At 48.5% G+C, this 18,625-nt stretch carries 21 protein-coding genes and 6 tRNA genes; 3 read left to right on the forward strand and 24 right to left on the reverse strand.

What is annotated here, in order from left to right; translation table 11 throughout:
* Positions 1-150: 150 nt before the first annotated feature.
* Positions 151-1,014, reverse strand: a complete 864-nt coding sequence (locus FMR86_RS18420) for a nitroreductase family protein (protein WP_163352875.1) — start codon at positions 1,012-1,014, stop codon at positions 151-153.
* 115 nt (positions 1,015-1,129) lie between these two features.
* Complete coding sequence (locus FMR86_RS18425) at positions 1,130-1,666, reverse strand: hypothetical protein (protein WP_163352876.1); 537 nt, start codon at positions 1,664-1,666, stop codon at positions 1,130-1,132.
* Positions 1,667-1,820: 154 nt separating this feature from the next.
* Here FMR86_RS18425 and FMR86_RS18430 point away from each other — a divergent pair, with 154 nt between their 5' ends.
* Positions 1,821-2,573: an ABC transporter substrate-binding protein gene (locus FMR86_RS18430; RefSeq protein ID WP_163352877.1), complete on the forward strand. Its 753-nt coding sequence runs from the start codon at positions 1,821-1,823 to the stop codon at positions 2,571-2,573.
* A 76-nt stretch (positions 2,574-2,649) separates the two neighbouring features.
* On the opposite strand, the gene FMR86_RS18435 is transcribed toward FMR86_RS18430, so the two are convergent.
* The 11 genes from FMR86_RS18435 to FMR86_RS18485 form a co-directional block, all read right to left on the reverse strand.
* The gene (locus tag FMR86_RS18435; protein ID WP_163352878.1) at positions 2,650-2,982 is read right to left on the reverse strand and encodes an amphi-Trp domain-containing protein; all 333 of its coding nucleotides are present in this window, start codon (positions 2,980-2,982) and stop codon (positions 2,650-2,652) included.
* A gap of 26 nt (positions 2,983-3,008) precedes the next feature.
* Entirely contained in the window at positions 3,009-4,196 is a 1,188-nt protein-coding gene (locus FMR86_RS18440) for a GAK system CofD-like protein (RefSeq protein WP_163352879.1), read from the reverse strand.
* 18 nt (positions 4,197-4,214) lie between these two features.
* Positions 4,215-5,315: an HprK-related kinase B gene (locus FMR86_RS18445; protein ID WP_163352880.1), complete on the reverse strand. Its 1,101-nt coding sequence runs from the start codon at positions 5,313-5,315 to the stop codon at positions 4,215-4,217.
* Positions 5,315-6,190: a GAK system ATP-grasp enzyme gene (locus tag FMR86_RS18450; RefSeq protein WP_163352881.1), complete on the reverse strand. Its 876-nt coding sequence runs from the start codon at positions 6,188-6,190 to the stop codon at positions 5,315-5,317. The genes FMR86_RS18445 and FMR86_RS18450 overlap by 1 nt, the downstream gene beginning before the upstream one ends.
* A gap of 24 nt (positions 6,191-6,214) precedes the next feature.
* Positions 6,215-7,873, reverse strand: coding sequence for a PhoU domain-containing protein (locus tag FMR86_RS18455; protein WP_163352882.1), 1,659 nt, complete (start codon positions 7,871-7,873; stop codon positions 6,215-6,217).
* A 2-nt stretch (positions 7,874-7,875) separates the two neighbouring features.
* Positions 7,876-8,148, reverse strand: coding sequence for an amphi-Trp domain-containing protein (locus FMR86_RS18460; RefSeq protein ID WP_163352883.1), 273 nt, complete (start codon positions 8,146-8,148; stop codon positions 7,876-7,878).
* 94 nt (positions 8,149-8,242) lie between these two features.
* Entirely contained in the window at positions 8,243-9,385 is a 1,143-nt protein-coding gene (locus tag FMR86_RS18465) for a hypothetical protein (RefSeq protein ID WP_163352884.1), read from the reverse strand.
* A 9-nt stretch (positions 9,386-9,394) separates the two neighbouring features.
* Positions 9,395-9,949 (reverse strand): GAK system XXXCH domain-containing protein, encoded by a 555-nt coding sequence (locus FMR86_RS18470; RefSeq protein ID WP_163352885.1) that lies wholly within the window; start codon positions 9,947-9,949, stop codon positions 9,395-9,397.
* A gap of 258 nt (positions 9,950-10,207) precedes the next feature.
* A complete protein-coding gene (locus FMR86_RS18475) occupies positions 10,208-10,738 on the reverse strand; it encodes an HD domain-containing protein (protein WP_163352886.1) in 531 nt (176 codons plus the stop codon).
* A 160-nt stretch (positions 10,739-10,898) separates the two neighbouring features.
* Positions 10,899-11,639: a DUF3800 domain-containing protein gene (locus FMR86_RS18480; protein ID WP_163352887.1), complete on the reverse strand. Its 741-nt coding sequence runs from the start codon at positions 11,637-11,639 to the stop codon at positions 10,899-10,901.
* A 93-nt stretch (positions 11,640-11,732) separates the two neighbouring features.
* On the reverse strand, positions 11,733-12,620 hold the full coding sequence (locus FMR86_RS18485) for a LysR family transcriptional regulator (RefSeq protein WP_163352888.1): 888 nt from the start codon (positions 12,618-12,620) through the stop codon (positions 11,733-11,735).
* Positions 12,621-12,718: 98 nt separating this feature from the next.
* Here FMR86_RS18485 and FMR86_RS18490 point away from each other — a divergent pair, with 98 nt between their 5' ends.
* Positions 12,719-13,132: a hypothetical protein gene (locus FMR86_RS18490; protein WP_163352889.1), complete on the forward strand. Its 414-nt coding sequence runs from the start codon at positions 12,719-12,721 to the stop codon at positions 13,130-13,132.
* A 65-nt stretch (positions 13,133-13,197) separates the two neighbouring features.
* Here the strand turns inward: FMR86_RS18490 and FMR86_RS18495 are convergent.
* The 3 genes from FMR86_RS18495 to FMR86_RS18505 form a co-directional block, all read right to left on the reverse strand.
* A tRNA-Glu gene (locus tag FMR86_RS18495) sits at positions 13,198-13,275 on the reverse strand.
* A 100-nt stretch (positions 13,276-13,375) separates the two neighbouring features.
* A tRNA-Glu gene (locus FMR86_RS18500) sits at positions 13,376-13,453 on the reverse strand.
* 60 nt (positions 13,454-13,513) lie between these two features.
* Positions 13,514-13,588, reverse strand: a tRNA-Gln gene (locus FMR86_RS18505).
* 152 nt (positions 13,589-13,740) lie between these two features.
* Between FMR86_RS18505 and FMR86_RS18510 the strand changes: the two genes are divergently transcribed.
* Positions 13,741-15,090 (forward strand): D-serine ammonia-lyase, encoded by a 1,350-nt coding sequence (locus FMR86_RS18510; protein ID WP_373682504.1) that lies wholly within the window; start codon positions 13,741-13,743, stop codon positions 15,088-15,090.
* On the opposite strand, the gene FMR86_RS18515 is transcribed toward FMR86_RS18510, so the two are convergent.
* From FMR86_RS18515 to FMR86_RS18550, 8 genes are all read right to left on the reverse strand, one after another.
* On the reverse strand, positions 15,087-15,425 hold the full coding sequence (locus FMR86_RS18515; RefSeq protein ID WP_163352890.1) for a hypothetical protein: 339 nt from the start codon (positions 15,423-15,425) through the stop codon (positions 15,087-15,089). The genes FMR86_RS18510 and FMR86_RS18515 overlap by 4 nt on opposite strands.
* Before the next feature lie 38 nt (positions 15,426-15,463).
* Positions 15,464-15,769 (reverse strand): type II toxin-antitoxin system RelE/ParE family toxin, encoded by a 306-nt coding sequence (locus FMR86_RS18520; RefSeq protein WP_163352891.1) that lies wholly within the window; start codon positions 15,767-15,769, stop codon positions 15,464-15,466.
* Between the two features lie 5 nt (positions 15,770-15,774).
* Positions 15,775-16,044, reverse strand: coding sequence for a type II toxin-antitoxin system ParD family antitoxin (locus FMR86_RS18525; protein ID WP_163352892.1), 270 nt, complete (start codon positions 16,042-16,044; stop codon positions 15,775-15,777).
* A gap of 245 nt (positions 16,045-16,289) precedes the next feature.
* Entirely contained in the window at positions 16,290-17,672 is a 1,383-nt protein-coding gene (locus FMR86_RS20460) for an FkbM family methyltransferase (RefSeq protein ID WP_203545006.1), read from the reverse strand.
* 149 nt (positions 17,673-17,821) lie between these two features.
* Positions 17,822-17,899, reverse strand: a tRNA-Glu gene (locus FMR86_RS18535).
* Between the two features lie 96 nt (positions 17,900-17,995).
* Positions 17,996-18,073 (reverse strand) — tRNA-Glu (locus FMR86_RS18540).
* 21 nt (positions 18,074-18,094) lie between these two features.
* Positions 18,095-18,169, reverse strand: a tRNA-Gln gene (locus tag FMR86_RS18545).
* A gap of 85 nt (positions 18,170-18,254) precedes the next feature.
* Positions 18,255-18,602, reverse strand: a complete 348-nt coding sequence (locus FMR86_RS18550; RefSeq protein ID WP_163352893.1) for a hypothetical protein — start codon at positions 18,600-18,602, stop codon at positions 18,255-18,257.
* Between the last annotated feature and the right edge of the window lie 23 nt (positions 18,603-18,625).

The following is an 18,625-nucleotide window of genomic DNA, read 5'->3' on the forward strand; positions in this document are numbered from 1 at the left end:
TCCCAAGCAACGGTTCGGGTTAGAAGAACAAAGCATGACGACCCAAGCTCCGGCACGGTCTTAAAAAACCAAGGCAAAATCGGTCTGCCATGCAAAATTACAACTGTTTAATTGGTTAAACAACGTCAATCAAGACGTACTAGGCATTTCTTAATGCGTATTTGGTTTTGCCTTGAAAATATATTTTCCATCTATTTCTTCTGCGACTGCTTCATGCCGGGGCGGGATTGCCCTGTATTTTACAGCCGGGTGTCCTAAGAATAATGCCCCGTGGGCCATGTGTCCTTCGGGTATACCGAGAAAATCCAGAACTTTCGGGCTGTATGCAGCAGCCAGTACAACGTATCCGGCCCAGCAGGTGCCGTATCCTCTGGCGTGGGCGGCAAGCTCAAGAGTGTTGGTGGCGATGACTGTATCCGCCTGCGGGGTAATACCCAGCTTGGGTGCCCATGCAACTGCTATGGCAGGAGCATTGCGGCAGATTACGTCATTTCCTTTCTTCCATGCATTGACCAGTCCGGCCAGAAAGAGTTTTTCAGCCAGCGGATTTTTCTGGCGTACCATTTCCTGCATCCATTCAACGACCACTTCACCAAGTTCATGAACTTTTTTAGGGGTATCGAGCACGGTCCATGAAACCGGCTGGGCATTGTGCCCCGAAGGGGCATAGGCGGAAATATGGATCAGCTCGCCGATTTCTGTGGCAGTGATTGGCTTTTTCTTGAATTTGCGGATGGAGCGGCGGCTTTTGATCAGGCCTTCAACTGCGTCCGGCTCAGGCAGATTTTCTTTGGCAAAGGGTGTTGCCTGCCGTCCATCAAATGCACTCAGGGTGATGGCCCCGGTGGGACAGATTGCCATGCAGTGCCCGCAGTTTATGCAGTAGCCGGCTTTTTTGGGATGGACCGTGGGAACCGTTCCTTTTTCTTCCACGGTCAGTACGGAGAGGGGGCATTCGTGAACGCAAAGCTCGTCTTTTTTGCAGAGGGCCGCATCAATTACAACTGGCAGCATATTCATATCCTGTGATTGTTTTCGTTAATTTGATTGGGAGTTCGGAAAAGATAAGCATTATTCATGGTTTGACCAGCGTAAAAAAAAGCCCCGGCTTGTGGCCGGGGCAGAGTGATCAGGCTTTGATTCGTTTGACTGCGGTAACGAGCAGGAGTCCTGCTGCTGCGAGCATCCATGTGGCGGGAATGGGGACGGGCGCGGGAACTGACTCCATAAATCCCATCTTGCCGTTGGCATGCAGGTTCTTGTGTCCGCCGTAATTAAAGTGGGCGAAGCGAATCTTCTTGGGTTCAAATTCTACGTAGAAAGCGTTTTCAATGGTCTGCATCCCGGCGATTGAGGTGTAGTCGAAGACGGACTGAGCGGTGAGCGGGCTGTATTCGTTGTAGCCGACCATTCCTTTTCCGGCGTAGAAGCGGACTGTGACACCATGGTCAATATGAGAGTCAATGTCGCCGATAGTGAAGGTGTCGGTGGCTTCCAGTTTGGAGAATCCGATGGAACCCAGATAGTTATTATTGCCGAGTTCCCATGTCTTACCTTTGTTTTCCATCACGAACTTGAAACTGGAGCCGTGGGCGACGGTTGCAAAAATAAGCATTGCAGCCGCCAGAACAATGACAAACAAAGTTTTAACAGTATTGAACTTCATTTGGCCCTCCTTGCGGCTGTACAATTACGTTGGGCTTGATAAAAACACGTACCTTCCTACTATATAGGTAAGGGGTAGATGGGGAAAGTCAATGTGACTGAGGGCGGTCTCGCTTCTAATTGCCCTGTTAGTCATATTCAGGCATATTAATAAAATGAAAAAGCTAATTCCTTGTTTGTGGATAATAATTTTGTTTTTAACCTCCCTGCCAGTGCATGCTCAGGATAAGTTAACTCTTTGTTCGGCTGATTCTCCGCCGTGGACGATTAAGAATGGAGATTCCCCTACTGATATCGGTGGCTTGGCTGTGGATATTATGAATGAGCTGTCACGCCGTTCCGGTATAACTGTCCATATGGAAGCCCTGCCCTTTAAGCGTTGCCTTAAGTATACCGAACATGGTGTTTTTGACGGTTGTTTTATGACTATCAAAAACGCCGAGAGGGAGGTTTATGCAGAATTTACAGACCCGTATCTCTCCATTCCGACGTATATTTACTACAATCCCGATATCTTAGGCAGAGTTGAATGGGAGACGTGGGCCGATTTGAAGCCTTATACAATAGGAAGTCAGCGTGGATTCAAGTATGGGCAGGAATTTACAAATGCAGTAGTAGAAATTCCATTGAAAATAATTGAAATTCAAAGTGTTAAGTCCGGTCTTGTCATGCTCTCCAAGGGTTGGGTTGATTTAGTTCTGAGCAATGAGTTCCGGTTCAATTATCTAATGGAGAAGTATCCTGAATTTCAAGGCATGTTTTCGAGGGCGGAAAAGCCGATTGCAGTCGGCCATGTTTATATGGCTGTTTCCAGAAAATCTCCTCATGTTGCCCTCGTTCCGAAGCTTAACGAGGTGCTGGATAAGATGAAATCAGATGGCACCATTGAAAAGATTGTCCATCCATAGCCGGCAACTGAGATTAAAAAATGAATTCCCCGCAGCCATGGCCACGGGGAGCTGTTGTTCGTTTAAATATAAGAGTCTATTTGTCGGCTTTTTTGACCACTCTGGCTTTGCCTGAATCAGATTCAGGAGCTTGATTTTCCGGTTCAGTCTTCTGGTTTGCGGACTCAGCTTCTACGGGAGCGGCTTTCCATGAGAGCTTCATGCTGAGTTTGTTTTTCAGCTTCTTGGTTTTGGCCTTGATTTCCATGTTGATTTCATCGGAGGGGAGCAGGGTGACTGATTCCTCACCGTTCTGGATAACCATGTTCCCGGCTTTGAAGCTTTTAAGGATGTCTTCCAGAATGGCAATGGCTTCTTCCTGTCCGACTGTCTTTTTCAGACTGACCTTGGCTTTTCCTTCTTTACCCATAATGAACCTGCCTTTTTATGCGGTTATCAGGTCAGTGAGAGCAGGGCTTGCGAGAGAAGAAGCGGGTCCAGATAAGGGGTGCTTTTTTCACTGACAAGCTCGCAGTCGATTACCCGAATACCGAGTTTGTTTATTTCTTTCTTATCGATTCCACCGGGGTAGATTCCGTTTACCGAGTCCACAAGGATAAAATTCAAAACGTCGCTTACAGCGATATTTTCCGGGTCGTCCTTACGCAGGTAATAAAGTAATTTGTGGATCTGGTCGCTCAGTGAATGGCCTTTCAGTTCCGGGTCGGTTCCGGTGTTGGGGGTGAAAATTTTCGGGCAGCGGTTTTCGCTGATAGCTGTGCCGATGCCTTCGGGCAGCAGGTTGGCCACTACGCTGGAATAGAAGCTGCCCAGCGGATAGCAGATGAGCTCCGCGCTTTTGATCAGCTTGCGCATTTTGTTGCGGATCTGGATCGTACAGGGGGTGGAGTCTTCCAGATGTTCGGCCAGCCACAATTTTTTAATGCCGGAGCCGATGGGCGATGCTTCCTTGCCTGTCAGCAGGTGCTGGCCGACCACAAAGGTCCCGTCTTCCAGCTCGGCAGCCAGATGGATATCTTTGTTTACAGTGGGGCGCACAATGCCGCGCACCTCAACCAGCTTGGAAAAAATAAAGATCACCGGGTCGATGTGTCTGCGGTTGTTGATATATCCGGCGGTGAGAATAAGGTTGCCGATGCTGGCTCCGCGCAGGTTGAAGTCATCCATGACGTTTGCAAACTGGATGAAATGGTTGCGGATGATCTTGCGCATGGGGGACGGAATATCGCGCACCAGCGGGTGTTTACATTCCATCATTTCTTCGAATTCCGCACGCAATTCGTTGTCGTCCGCATCTTTGGGCAGGCGGTAGGAGAAAAGCTTATAAATTTCAGGGTTGCCCAGCACGGACTGGTCCGCAAGGGCCATGAGCCTGTTGCGAATGTCGCCGATGCCGAACATTTTGAACTGGTTACGGATAACAGCCGAACTGCCCCCGGAATCAAAGGGGGTGATCACGTGAATGGAATTGTGGGTGTACTGGGTCAGTACGGTGGAAGTCTTTTTAAGCGCAGTACCGCCGCTGAAAAATAGAAGCTTGGGACCGAGGTCCGGTGTTCTGCGGTACCGTTCCAGCTTGATCGGGTCCGGTACCCGTACTTCACGTTTTATTTTGATGCGCATTTTTTGTTTGCCTAAAAATTATATTTTCCCGTCCTTCATAAACGTCAGACAGGCATCTGCGGCTTTGTCGAAATCCACACCGCCGCTGATCTCAATGAGAGTTGTTTTTGCCAGCATTTCGGCATAGGCGTCAACATCGGGATCATCTTCCTTTTCAGGGGAATCGGGCAGGTAGAAGAGTCCGGTTCCTTTCATGAACGCGGGCAGCAGGTATTTGCGTTCCTTGGGGTCAACGACCTTGATTACGGTTTCGGAATTGTCGCGCTGCCAGTTGAGAATGACCAGTGCGCTTAAGGGAGCTTTGAGCACGAACTTGTTTTTGCCGTAGCATTCATCGATGAGGGCATCGTATTTGTGTTCCAGTTCCCAAAGTTCTTCCTTGGGCATGGCGAGGAATTTTTCCTTGTCTTCAGGGGCCACGATGCAGGAGAGGTCGGGGTTGTTCAGCGCGGTGCCGGGGTTGATGCGCGGCTGCTTGGCAACGCCGTACATGGTCAGGGATTTACCGTTACCCTCGGCGTTCTCTTCAGCCATGACCCGGTCGTTGCTGACGAAAGTTGTGCCGCGGCTCATGAGGTGCAGGGCGAGGGTTGATTTGCCCATGCCGGAGAATCCGGCCATGGCGATGCCGCGACCGTTTTCAATAACACCGGCAGCATGGCCGAGGAAGTTGCCGCTGTTGAGTTTGTATTCAATGAAGCGGTTGTTGATGAAGTTGATGACCTGATTGGAGTTTTCAATGCAGGGACCCATGGCGATGTTTTCACCTTCGCCGAAAACGAAGACCATTCCGGTCAGCCTTTTATAGACTACGCGGCCATCGGGAAGGTTGTAGAACTCTTCCTTGATCTTAGCCTTACCCGGATCAGGCTGCTTGACGGTGTACTCAAGGCCAAGGTCCACTGCCGGACATTCGTGGGCGGTGATCAGGATGTCGCCTTTATCGGTATCTGCGAGAAATTCTTTGAAGTAGTTGTTCAGATCGGCCAGCAGGTCGGAGTTGTTGACCCGGGTTTCGATTACGCAGCCGCCGAAGTCTATGAAAATGGACTCGGTTGCCGGGAATTCGCTGCGGTACTTTTTAACAATTGCGGATCTGGTCATTGCGGACTGGTTCATTATTTTTTCACCTTTTCAATTACATAGTCTACGTAATGGGCTGCAGCGTCGATGCCGCGTGCATCGAGCAGGCCGCGGAAACCGCCGAAAGCCGATACTTCGAAAATAAAGGGACCGTCAGGAGTGATGGCCACGTCCACACAGGTGAAGTCAAGATTGAAGATGGCCTGTGCTTTCCGGGCGAGGTCGATGATTTCCTGCGGAGGATCAACGGGTGCGTACTTGCCACCGTTGACTGTGGTGGTATTCCACGAATCGGTGGTCTTGCAGCGGGCGTAAGTGGTCAGGTACTCACCGCCGAGGAATACGATACCGAGATCGGAGTCATTGAGGTCGATGGTCTTCTGGATGTACATGGTGTTGTACTCCTTGTGGTATTCCTCAATGGTCCTGCGGGCATCGGGGCCGGGCTTCAGTACGAACATGCCTCTGGCCTTGGTGCTGTAGAGCGGCTTGAAAACAGCTTCGCCGTATTCTTCCACTGCGGCCAGCGCGTGATCCACGTCCTCGGTGATGGTGGTCGGGGGCATGGGGATATCGCCCAGCTGCAGGGAGATGGTGCAGGTCAGACGGTCCAGCACGCGCAGGATGGAGTAGGGGGAGGAGAAGAATTTTACCCCGCGCCCTTCGAGCATGCGCAGCATTTCAAGACGGTCCAGCAGGTCCGGGGAGTACTGCTTGCCTATCTTTTTTATGATCAGCGCATCGTAAGTGGAGAGATCTTCACCTTCCACCATGGCCCGCCCGGAGGGCAGGTCCAGACGCACGTCCTGCATTTCAAAAATCTTTGTTTCCCGGCCGGTTTTTTCGGTCACTGCTTTGGCAAGTTGTTCGGATGACCATGCGCCCTTAAGGCCGATTACACCTATTTTCATAGTTTGCACCTTCAATTAGCTTGTTTAGTAGTGAAGAATGTCTTCGGGCAGAATAAAGTTATTCCATTTACCGCTGTAGCGGTTCATTTTTTCCAGCAGGAACATGGAGCGGTTGAACATCTCCTTGGCAAAAGCGTAGTTGAATTCGAAGCGGGTGGAAGTGTAGAAGGAACGGGCCAAGGCTAGTGACAAACGGGCCTGCCATGTTTCATCGTTGAATTCATTGGCGAATTCTTCAGCGAAGCTGTACATGCGCGAGACCACCGCGTTGATCTTGTTTCTGATGGGCCGTTCGAAAACAGGCATGCGGAAACCGGACACGAGGAATACGGAAAGGTCCTGAATGTAGTCGAAATCGCGGGAACGGTGCAGGTCGATGAACCTGACCCTTTCGTCGTGGGCACTGTAAACAACGTTGTTGCAGTTGAAATCGCCGTGAATGAATACAGTAAACGGTGCCGGAAGCGATTGTTCAATGGTCGCGCATTCATCCAGCAACTCTGCGGATGAAATGATTTCCGCAGAGCCCATCTGGCGTCCGTTGCGGTTGAATTCCGGGTGAACCTGTAAGACTCCGTTCTGGCGGGATTTAAGCTGCTCCATGAAGGTGGTGCGGATGGGCTGTTTCTTCATGGTATTGGTCCAGACATGACGCAGAGTCTGCTCAAGAGTGAACAGTCCGTTTTCCAGATCATTGTCGTCCGAGGTCAGGATCATGGTGTCGAGGGTACAGCCGGGCAGAAATTCGACCAGCATGGAGCCTTTGTTCTCATCTTTGGTCTCATGGAAACCGAATATTTCCGGAACCATGCCCGGAAAACGCTTGTTCCATTGTTCAAGGCTTTGCTTTTCGAGTTTGATTTTATCGAGGTTGCCTTCCTTATAGATGCTACCCTGTGCCACCGGGGGATTGTCCGTGTTGTCATCGTCCTTGGCTTGAACCCGGCCGATGCGGCACCCTGAGCGGGAGCCCCAGATACCCTGAAAGTCGATGTCGGAGAATGATCCCTCATAGCCGGAAACGCTCAGGGTCTGCTGCAGGGATTCGAATTGCTCAATCTTGATGCGTTCGCCGAGGATGGAAAAAATGATCGCTTCACCGATGTTAAGCAACCCGTCGCCAATGCGTTCCAGATAGCGGAAAATGAACAGGCAGGTTACTAAATTGGGGATATTCTTACCGCTCCCCATTTCAGCCATGATGCGGTTGAAATTATCCTTGTAAAGTGAATCCAGACTGTTTTCTGATTTGCAGATTTCAAGAGCCGTGGGCATATCATCAGAAGTGAAGCTTGTAGTGATTTTTCCTACAGCACCTTCAATGATGTCGAATGCTTCTGCGCACTCGTAACGGTTCACATAGCTTTTGTCCTCAAGGTAGGCCATCTGGTTGACGATATTGACGCAATGGTCGCCGATACGTTCCAGATTCACTGAGGAGAGCTGAATGGCCCTGATCTTGTTCAGCAGTTTTGGGTCGAGGTCCAATGTGCTGTTGATGCGTGAATAGGCTTTGTTTTCAATCACGGTTTTAAGATTATCGATATAGTCTTCCCGTGAAGTTATCTTGCGAAACAGGGAACGGGAAGGTGAATTAACGAATTCCCGTGTGGCCTTAAGCTGATTCAAAACCTCAATGATGAGGAATTTGAAGTTTTCATCCAATCCTTCAAATGTGAGCATGTCTAGGTATCAATGTTGAGTGTTTTGTTATTTGTGTCAGCTTCCGCGCTGGAATCTTTCCAGCCGATCTTGATATTGATTTTGTTGCTTCCTGCTTTTCTTTTCGCTTTAACAGTAAAATTGAGCAGACCTTCCGGTTGGAGTTCAATGTTATCACCGTTGGTGGAAAGATTGATTGTTCCGGACTCAAAGCCATCAACAAGGGATTGCAGGAAAGTGCGGATGGTATCCGCGTCCTGAAGTGATTCAAATACGAATTTTTTTTCGCTGGCCATCAGATTTCTCCATAGAGGTTTTGCTGCTTACTAGCACTCTGGGAATTTTTAATTATTGCAGCAATGTAAAGATTCGATGACGAAAGCAGGTCTGCTAACCGGCCATGCGGGCTTTGTACTCTTCAATTACCGAGGGGCGGTCGATTCCAGCCACAATCAGCTTCTTCCTGATGTTCAGGTCATCCCATGCGGGCTGGAGGCCGATTTCGCGGGCAGCCTTGGCTGCGTCCTGAGTCTCGACGGTTTTGGTCTTTTCGCTCATGTGGCAGTCGTCGCCCATGAAGATGAGCAGTTCTTTGCTCCCGGCAGGACGGGAAAGGTTCTGCTCGTTGACCACGGAAATAAGGAAATCGGTATAACGCTGGGATTGCGGGTTCCAGACCTCGATGCCGTCCACATCGTATTTTGCCAGCAGAATGGGCCAGAATTCTTCCGGGTGGGGGATGACCACACAACCGCCGAGAGCGCGCGCTTCTTCGATTACCTCGGTAGCACGGTAGAAGAATTTCAGGGAGAAGTCGGCTTTGACCAGCTTTTTTACCGCCTTGAGGTATGCCTGAATGCGGTTGATCAGGGTGTCGCCGTATTTGGGACGCATGGCATCAAAGTAGTTGCGCAGGAGTTTGTTCTTGATGGAATCCTTGGGCACGCTGGACCATTCTTCATCAAGCATGGTCTGGATTTTGGTCACATAGACCCGGACCATTTCCACAAGGTCCTCATCCGCACCGGTGGATTTTGCCGCCAGTCCAATGCGTTCTTCCATGGGCTTGGTGATGGTGTCCATGTACTGGAAAAGCTGTGAGGAGCGGTATTTGAAAGTGTGGGCCAGCATGGATTTGAGCACGTCGGCATTTTCCACTTTTTCGTTTTCGAAATGGAGCAGGAGCTGCACTTTCTGGTTGAAGCCGCTGGCATAGCAGTCCACTTCCACCCCGGTGTAGTCGCCATAGCTCATGAGCACATTGTGCTGGGTGGGAATCATGAGTTTGTCGTGCACATTGGGGAACATCCTGTCCACGCGCTGGGTGATGTATTTGAAGGGCACGAATTCCGGGTGCCAGTGTACAGCCAGCAGGTTTTCCTGCCGGGCATGCACCTTGGAAGGGGTGACCACCTGTTCGATCTGCCAGTCGGCAAGTTCTGTGGATATTACCTCGTGAAAGAGTTGGCGATCATCATCTGTGATTTCAGGGGATACTTTTACTGCCGCGGGGCAGGATGCTGCTGCGTTCATTTTGTCCTCTCATTTATACCGTGAATGGCAGTGTGCGGTGATGCTGTTGATTTCGTCACAGGCTTTGTGGGCGGCTTCAACGTCTGAATCGTTGCATGCCTGCTGAAAGCTGTCACATGCTGCCATGTATTCATCATAGTACTCATCGCCGTAGCCTTCATAGCTGATCATAAGCTGTGAATCAGCCATGAATTCCTCCACCACCTGAGCAGGAGGGATGGTTCCGGCATGTACGGATTTGAAGATGACTTTGAAGGAAGTTTTCATGCGTTTTTTCAGATTTTTGTATTTGGGCTTGTCTGAGCTTTCTTTCTCTGCAGAATCCGGGGCTGCATTTTCAGTAATGTCTTCTTTTTCCGCAGGCATGGGTTTGGCAGTGACCTTTACCGCTGTGTGCCCGAATTCATTACGGATGTTGATTTTGAGCTTTTTAAAACCCTCAATCATAACCAGATAGGCATCCTCTTCCGAGGCTCCGTTTTCAATGGCATCGGCCATTTTGCGCAGGAAAGTCGGAAGTTCTCCCGGTTGGATATATTTTTCGATTTTACTTTTCTTTGCCATAGCTGTTCTCCAGAGGCTCGTCTGTTTATGTACGAAATATTATTTGCTGTTTTGCTTATCCGATCAATGTTTAAATGAACATTGCAGCATAAAAGTTGCGATGTTGTTACGATTTTGCAACTGAGTTGCCTGAGATCTCCTAAGTCGTTCCATATCGTACACCCTGATAGTGGGGAAAGACCAGTAAGAATTTAGCAGAAAAGCCCGGAACCAATTCTGATTACGGGCTTTTTTGAAAATAAGTTACGGTGGGAAAGATTAGTTCTCGGCAATAGCCAGTTCTTCGAGGTTCTTGCCTGTTTCCTGCTCAATAGCTGTCTTGATGCGCAGGGCGGCTTTCTTGCGCCGTTTCAGGTCAGCTGCTTTTTGGGCGTCATTCCCACATGCTTCGATCTTGTGGTCATACATATATATAACTGTGACCATCTGGTCGCCTTTGACCAGTTTGTCGGCAATAAAGACGATTTCTTTCTCAGTGACCGGAAGCTCGCCGGAATATTCAAGATCGTTATGGGCGGCAACTATATCCGCCACCTCGTCATACCCTTCACCGCGTAAAATCTCTGCCCCGGCAGCAGCATGGTCAGCCTGTCCTTTGGCTATGTCATGTAAGAGGGCTGCTGCGGTAATCTGGGCCAGGTTCGGCCCCCGGTCGCGCAGCCATTTCAAATCGCGTCCGATGCTTCTGGCCACGTCGCGGACCATTCGGGAGTGGATTATGGTCGCTTCCGGGGTGTTGTGGGAGGCGAGGATTTGTTCGCATTGGTCTGGGGTGGGGATGTTGGGCATGGTTGGGGTCCTTTATGATAATTTTCAAATTATGTCTGCTGACAATTTAAATTATGCCAGTTGACATAGAGTCAGGATATGCTTACTTCATAAGTAACTGGATTGGGCGTTCCCGATCGGCGTTTGGCTTCAGCGTTTGGCGTTGGGGCCTTTCGTTTTTTTATCGGGGAAATATTTTTAATCCCCACCCATAAGTACTTCCATTAGAAGAATATAGTTTGGGGGACAGTGCATCAAAAGCCCTGCTTCTTTTAAAAGGATTCAGAACATGTTGTCCTATCGGGCGTGCTGTTAAATCTGCTAGTTGCAAACCGCAGGAATTGCATTTTTTGGAAGCCATTTTGAGCTTAAACGGAAATGGTATTTGCCTCCAGTTGGCCCCATCGCACACTCTCCTGAATTCAAGTTCCAAGTCTTTGTCTTCTCTGTTTCCTCTGCTCTCGAATATAAAGGTCGTTTTTAATTTTTCTTGATTGTTCTGTTCCAAAAAATGGAAAATTCGTTCCAAGCCATACTTCATTGCCATTTCATATGGATTTTGTGGATCTGTGTATTGCGAAACTAAGTTGAGTTTGTTTATTGCAACAGAGATTAGCGTGAAATCTGATTGTTCTACAAAAGAACTCAGTTCGTTCAGGAATGTGTTGCGATACTCTCTGTCTCGCAAGATGTTGAATGGTCGTTTTTGTTTTCTTATTTCTCTTTCATGGAGAATAATCATGTCATGCCCAAAGTGTTTGAATTTCAGGTTTATCAAGTCGGGAACAACGCTATTGGCATAGGTCGTTTTATGAAAGACGCAAAATGACAGGACGAAAACAGGGTAGTCTTTATTTATTGAAGTGAGGCTATGGTCACCGCTTTCATCGACATAGACGATATAGTCACTAAATTGTGGCATCAAAAATCCTTTGCAGTGAAATTGTCATTGGGTGTTTATTCTAATCAAATCCTGATTAGAATAAACACCGCAATCTAATCAAGCACAAAACCATCACTCATCCACCCGCTCCCGATAAAACTCAATAAAATTGCGCACCAGCGGGGTTATGCGTTCAGCATTCCAGATCATGCCGATCTCGAAGGGATGCAGTTCAATCTCCAATGGCTTGAGGGCGATGCCGTCGGGGATGGTTCCGGTGGAATCGGTGTTGATGACGGTCCAGCCCAGCCCGGCGGCTACGAAGACGTTTCCGGTATGTTTGCGCTCGTACTGCATGCCTATTTTCAGCTCAAGGTCTCGTTGGGCGAAGATGCGCTGCATTTCTTTTACACGCATGCGGCAGTATGAATCTGTGCTGCAGATGTAGGGCAGTGCCGAGATATCTTTCAGGGTCAGCACATCTTTTTCAGCAAGGGGATGGCTTGCCGGGATGGCGGCGCAAGTGGTCGATTTGTGCACGGTCATGCTTTCAAGGCCCTTGGTATCTACCAGATTCATGGTCACAAAGCCCACATGGCGGGTGCCTTCTTTTACTGCGTTGACCTGAGAATAGGTGTTCTCGTCGTAGAGACTGACATCCACATCCGGGTATTGTTTGATGAAATCGCCTATGATTTGTGGAAATGAAGAGGAAAGAGCCAGATAGATAAAGCTGATTTGCAGCTTGCCCGCTGTGCCGTCGCCCATGGCTTGCAGTGTTGTTCTGGAGCGGTCCATGATGGCCAGCATTTCCTTGGCTTCCTGCAGGAAATAGCTGCCTTCATCGGTCAGTTCAACTTTGCGGTTGGTGCGTTTGAATAGCTGGACATCCAGTTCTTCTTCCATGTTCTGAATCTGTCTGCTCAGCGGCGGCTGCTGGATGTGCAGTCTTTCCGCAGCCTTTCCGAAATGGAGTTCTTCTGCAACGGCTATGAAGTAGCGAAGTTGACGCATGCGCATAATGATACCTTTTTGATCTTAAAGAATGGTTAAATGGTATTGGATTCGTATTATATGCTGACATAGGTTTAATCAAACACTAAATGGAGGTCAGCAAAATGTACGGATTGTATTTTTCAGGATTTGTGAGCCGGAGTGCGCTTGCGGCGATTGTTCTTGCGTTTGTATTGAGTGTGACGGCAAAGCCGTCTGCGGCGGGCATGCTGGTGGCCGAGGGGAAGCGCAGCCACTACATAGCCGATCAGGATGAGGGCATTGTTTATGTTGTGTACGGCGATGGAGAGTGGGTGCGTTTTGCGGACGGATTCGGGCGCATAAGCGGTCTGGCCGTGTGTCCGGATAATTCCCTCTACGTACTTTCCAGTTCGCAGCGGCGGGTAATCAAAGTGGCGGCGGACGGCAGGATAATGGCCGTTAAGAAACTAAGTGCGCTCCCGGAAGCGATTTATGTAGACCGGGACGGGGAGGTGAAATTTGTACAGCGTAGCGGTGTGGTCACAGGTAACAAGTAATTTTGTCCGACCCGGAAAGCAAAAAAGGATTGAATCGCAAGATTCAATCCTTTTTTTAGGAAAAGTGGCGTCCCCAGGGGGATTTGAACCCCCGTCGCCGGCGTGAAAGGCCGGTGTCCTGGGCCAGGCTAGACGATGGGGACGCATCTTAAATATATGGACCTGCTTCAGTGGCCTGAATCACTACTTACGAAGCCGGTTATGTAAAGACTTAAGCTGGTTACTTTAAGTCTTGAGTGCTGATGGCGTCCCCAGGGGGATTTGAACCCCCGTCGCCGGCGTGAAAGGCCGGTGTCCTGGGCCAGGCTAGACGATGGGGACGCATCTTAAAATATCCGTTTCAGTGGCCTGACACTTTAGCGAAGCGGATAGAAATTTGGCTGGCTGGGACACAAGGACTCGAACCTTGATTAACGGAACCAGAACCCGTCGTCCTGCCAATTGAACGATGTCCCAGCAGCGGAGAAAACCTTTTATGTAGAATCGGGGTTACTGTCAACAAGAAAATAAGACTTTTTTGGAAAAAGTGAAGGGGGCTGGATTTTGGTTGGTGAATATCTCGATATGCCCTATTGTTGCCCTGACAAATCATCTTTTGGGGGAAAGCTGTGCAGGACAACAAAATCAACGGCAGAAGTATGGATGAGTGGATCGCTGAACACCGGATCATCGCGGATCTGGTAGCACTTAAAGAAGTGAGTTGGTTCAATCCCGGTACAAAGCAATTTGCGGAAACTATTTTCAACATTCCGTTCGGCGGGGCTGAGGTTCAGGACGCTGCAGACAGGTTGGAAAGATTCAGCCCGTATATTGCGAAAGTTTTCCCGGAAACAGCCGCAGCGAACGGGCATATCGAATCTCCGGTTCAGGAAATTACGGCCATGAAAGGAGTGCTGGAAGAGTTGTTTGGACAATTTTTGCCCGGTAGGTTGCTCGCTAAATGCGATAGCCATTTACCAATTTCCGGTTCCATCAAAGCCCGTGGCGGGATTTACGAAGTCTTGAAACATGCTGAGTTTCTGGCCGTTGAGGCCGGATTGCTGGCACTGGATGATAATTACGTTGTTCTGGATTCAGATGAGTTTCGTTCCTTCTTCGGGAAATATTCCATTGCCGTGGGGTCTACGGGTAACCTTGGGCTTTCCATCGGCATCATGGGTGCGCAGTTGGGGTTCAAGGTCAGCGTGCATATGTCCGCAGATGCCCGGCAGTGGAAAAAAGATATGTTGCGCTCCAAGGGCGTGAATGTGTTGGAATATGAGTCGGATTACAGTCTGGCCGTGGCCGAGGGACGTAAAGAGGCTGCTTCCGACTCCAGTTGTTATTTTGTTGATGATGAAAATTCTATCAACCTTTTCATGGGTTATGCCGTAGCTGCCGAACGGCTCAAGGAACAGTTTGCTGAGCTGGGAATTGTGGTTGATGCGGATCATCCTTTGTTTGCCTATCTGCCCTGCGGTGTTGGGGGCGGTCCCGGCGGGGTGGCTTTCGGCCTGAAGCTGGCTTTTCAGGACAATGTACATTGTATTTTTGCAGAACCTACTCATTCCCCGGCTATGCTTCTGGGACTGTATACCGGATTGCATGACGGGGTCAGCGTGCAGGATTTCGGAATCGATAACCTCACTGCCGCAGACGGTCTGGCCGTAGGACGTCCTTCCGGTTTTGTGGGGCGGACCATGCATGAACTGCTGGACGGGGTTTATACGGTCAGTGATGAGAATTTATATCGCTATCTGGCCATGATGGCTGATAGCGAGGATTTGGCTCTTGAACCTTCCGCTGTGGCAGGTGTTCCCGGAATTGTCCGTGTGCTGGGGGATAAGGAATATCTTGCGTTGCATGGATTGGCTGGGGAAATGGATCGGGCTACGCATCTTGTCTGGTGTACTGGCGGGAGTATGGTGCCTGAGGAGGAGATGCGGGGGTATTATGAGCGGGGGCGGGGGATGTGCTAAGCTACTTTTAAATCTTTTCTCATGGCTTTCTTCATTTTCTCATGAGCTAGAGATCTTTTTGCATAGTCTTCATTCGTATCAACTATTTCTTGAATTGATTTAACTACTTCTTCATTGCCGACAAGTTCGCAACGCATTTGCCAGAGCGCAAAGTTCTTTGCTGCCTCTGGTGATGGTTTTACTGCTGCTAAGTGGTAAGCTTCCAATAATCCTAAATATGCATCTTTCTTTTCTTGAAATTGAAGTGTCTTTTTATCACGGTAAATTGTCATGAAGAATTGAACAACGGCAACCGTAAGGGCACCTAATCCGAATGTTGATAACATTTGAAGCATATTTTTTCTCCGTCAAAATCTGTATTTAGGGCTAGAAGCTAAATACTGTTTTTATTCTCAAAAAGTGCCTTTAGATTCCGTGCCCCATGCACCACACGAACAATCTCAATACCATCACCAGCTTCGCGGTACAGTATCAAATAATTGCCATCCACAAAGTAACGTAAATCCGGGGCAATGTCCGGCCTTGCCGGGCCTAGCTTTGTATTTGCAGCAAGTAGATGAAATTTCTTTTCAAGTGAGCGAAGTGTACGTGTTGCAGCGTCTTGATCGTCTTCAGCAATATATTTCCATATCTCAATGAGGTCATCTTCAGCTTTGCGTAGGAGTGTGAACTGCGCCATGAGTCTTACCGTTCATCCTCAAGCCGATTCTTAGCCTCGCCAATCAACTTATCTATACTCCCAAACCGCCCCGGCCCGCTTTCAATTCCCTCTTTCCAGAGCTTGCGTATTTCCTCTATCTCTTTATCCCGGAGGGCGCGCTTATGCTTCCAGTCCCGCAGGGCATCGCGAATGACTTCGCTGGTGGAAGCGTAGTCGCCCTGCTCGACAGATTCTTTGACCAGTGCGGAAAGCTCCGGGGTCAATGCTATGGTGATTTTTTCGACATTAGGCATGGTATTCTCCTGTGGTATGACTAAGTCATACCATATGGATAGAGGCTTGGGCAAGTGAGGAAGGGGAGTTGTTCGTAGAAAACGAAAAAGCCCGATTCTCGCGAATCGGGCTTTGAAATTTCGTGGCGTCCCCAAGGGGGAACCCCGTCGCCGGCGTGAAAGGCCGGTGCAGTGGCTGAGAAGAAATAATTATAGATAAGGCGACGCGTCATGAAGTCAGCTGGAGGGCATAGGCCATCATTTTGCTATTGAAATAATGAATTGTTCAATGCCGCAATGTTTTGAAATGCAAAAAGTTCATGTGTCGCCGGTTTATACGGCCCGAGAGGTATGAGTCCGTCCGGGAGCATTCTGTAAAATGAATAATCCGGGAGCAGTTCATAGAAGTCTTTCATAAAAACACGACTGAAGACATTCATCTCGTTAAATTCAAAATGGATTGCCTTGATTTTATTTTGCGCAAGCATGTTCGCTGCTCCTTGCAAAACCTGATATTCATGTCCTTCGGTGTCAATTTTTAATAAGTCGATAAAGGATAAGCCCGCTTTTTCTGCAAAAGAATCAACAGTGGTGATAGATATTTCTTCCGAGTAGGAGTCTTGGCAATGAATATCGCTGATCACATCACGGTAAAGTGAAGCATGTTCTGAACCGTCGCAATCAGTTCTGTCGTAAAGTCTGGCGGTGCCTTCTTTGTTTGAAAAGCCTATTTCAAAAGAAAAAAAGTTATGTTCTTTGGCATTGCTTCGTAGTCTTGCAAAAGTCTTTGGCGACGGTTCAAATGCGTAAATTTTCGCTGAGGGTTGAATCTTTTTTGCTAGTGCAGAATAAGATCCATTGTGTGCACCGATGTCTAGTATCGTGGGGTCGGAAATGCTCCCCAGATATTGCTGCAGAAAAGTCGCCTCGCCGGAAGTGAAATTATCCTGACAATTAAGAAGACCTATGGTCCTGTAGCACCCGTCAAGCAATTGTAAATTTGATTCATACAGATGTGTCTTCGCAAAGAAATCCAAGTTGTCCCGATATATGTTTCCAGCGAGCTTGGTGTATAATTTTACGGAAAGATCTCCGGCAGCTTGGTGGGAAAACAAAGTACTTACCATAAGGTGCTGGTAAATGGAGTAGTCCAAAACATTATTGGCCTGTTCCGTGATTGAAGCCAATTCTTGAGTAGTGCTATGCATGCTGAGGGAAAGGCTTTCATTGTTTATGCTTTCCATTAACCGACAATATTCTGTGAATGGCACATTGGAATTAGCGCAGCTTAGAACTATATTAGCCAGTAATTTGTCGTTGCTGAAATGTGTTGTATAATAAGTGTCGAAATATTTTTGAGCTGGGGGAGCTGCTGTCTGAGCAGAGGCCTGCGAACATAAGATTTTACGGCAGGTCAGATTGGAGAAAGCTGAAAGCAGATTCAGTTCGTGGAGATCCTTTATGAACTCAGTGGTGATCTGCTCTGTAATATTGAATATTAATAAATCATATTTTTTGCATTGACGGATAAAGTCCGGCAGGTCTTCTGTGCGGTTTGTAAGCGAGTACGTATCAATGCTTAGGTTCTTGTTGTCCTTTACGTATTGAAACTCGTGTGTGTTAAAATCGCCGCTTAGCAGAACGCGCATAAAATCTCCTAAGATTTAATGTGAAGAAGTACTTATGAGTTTCACGGTAAATTATATGTTCTCATATTCTAGAGCAAGTTTTTTTGTTCTGGCTGGATACACAGAAAACGAAAAAGCCCGATTCTTGCGAATCGGGCTTAGAAATTTCGTGGCGTCCCCAGGGGGATTTGAACCCCCGTCGCCGGCGTGAAAGGCCGGTGTCCTGGGCCAGGCTAGACGATGGGGACGCATCTTGAATATGTACCTGCTTCACTATGGCCTTTTAGCGTGAAGCGTGATTTTTAGGTCGACTTGGTCTGGCAGTTCAAGTCTTTTTTATGAAGTGGCGTCCCCAGGGGGATTTGAACCCCCGTCGCCGGCGTGAAAGGCCGGTGTCCTGGGCCAGGCTAGACGATGGGGACGCATCTCATAAAATTTGTTGTTGGCTGGGACACAAGGACTCGAACCTTGATTAACGGAACCAGAACCCGTCGTCCTGCCAATTGAACGATGTCCCAGCAACGAGAAGAGTGTTTATTTGGAATGACTCTTCCTGTCAACAACTATTTTCGAAATTATTAAAGTATTTCGAAAATAAAATAATTATACAGACTTAGCGAGAGCGCGGGTCTGCTTTTTCATGCGGTTGATTTTGCGACGAAGCTGTGCGCGCTCTTTACGGCCAGTAACAGCTTTTTTCTCGATACGCATTTCTCTCATTTGTCTTTTGATGTTGAGGATGCGATCTTTGTAAGGGGAAACTGCGCCTTCTTCTTCCTCGATTCCGAGGTATTCCTTGATGTTGGAAATCAGGGTGTCTTTGTCCATACCGGAAGCACCAGCGATCAGGGGCATTTTATCGATGCAGAGCTGGCGCAGGTCTTTGGTGGTCATTTTTTCGAGGGGCTTCTTCAGTTCAAGACTCTCGAGGGTGGGGGTTTCATCACTCATATTGTCCTCCTTAAGGTGGGCTT

The organism is Desulfovibrio sp. JC010 (assembly GCF_010470675.1).
GTDB lineage: Bacteria > Desulfobacterota > Desulfovibrionia > Desulfovibrionales > Desulfovibrionaceae > Maridesulfovibrio.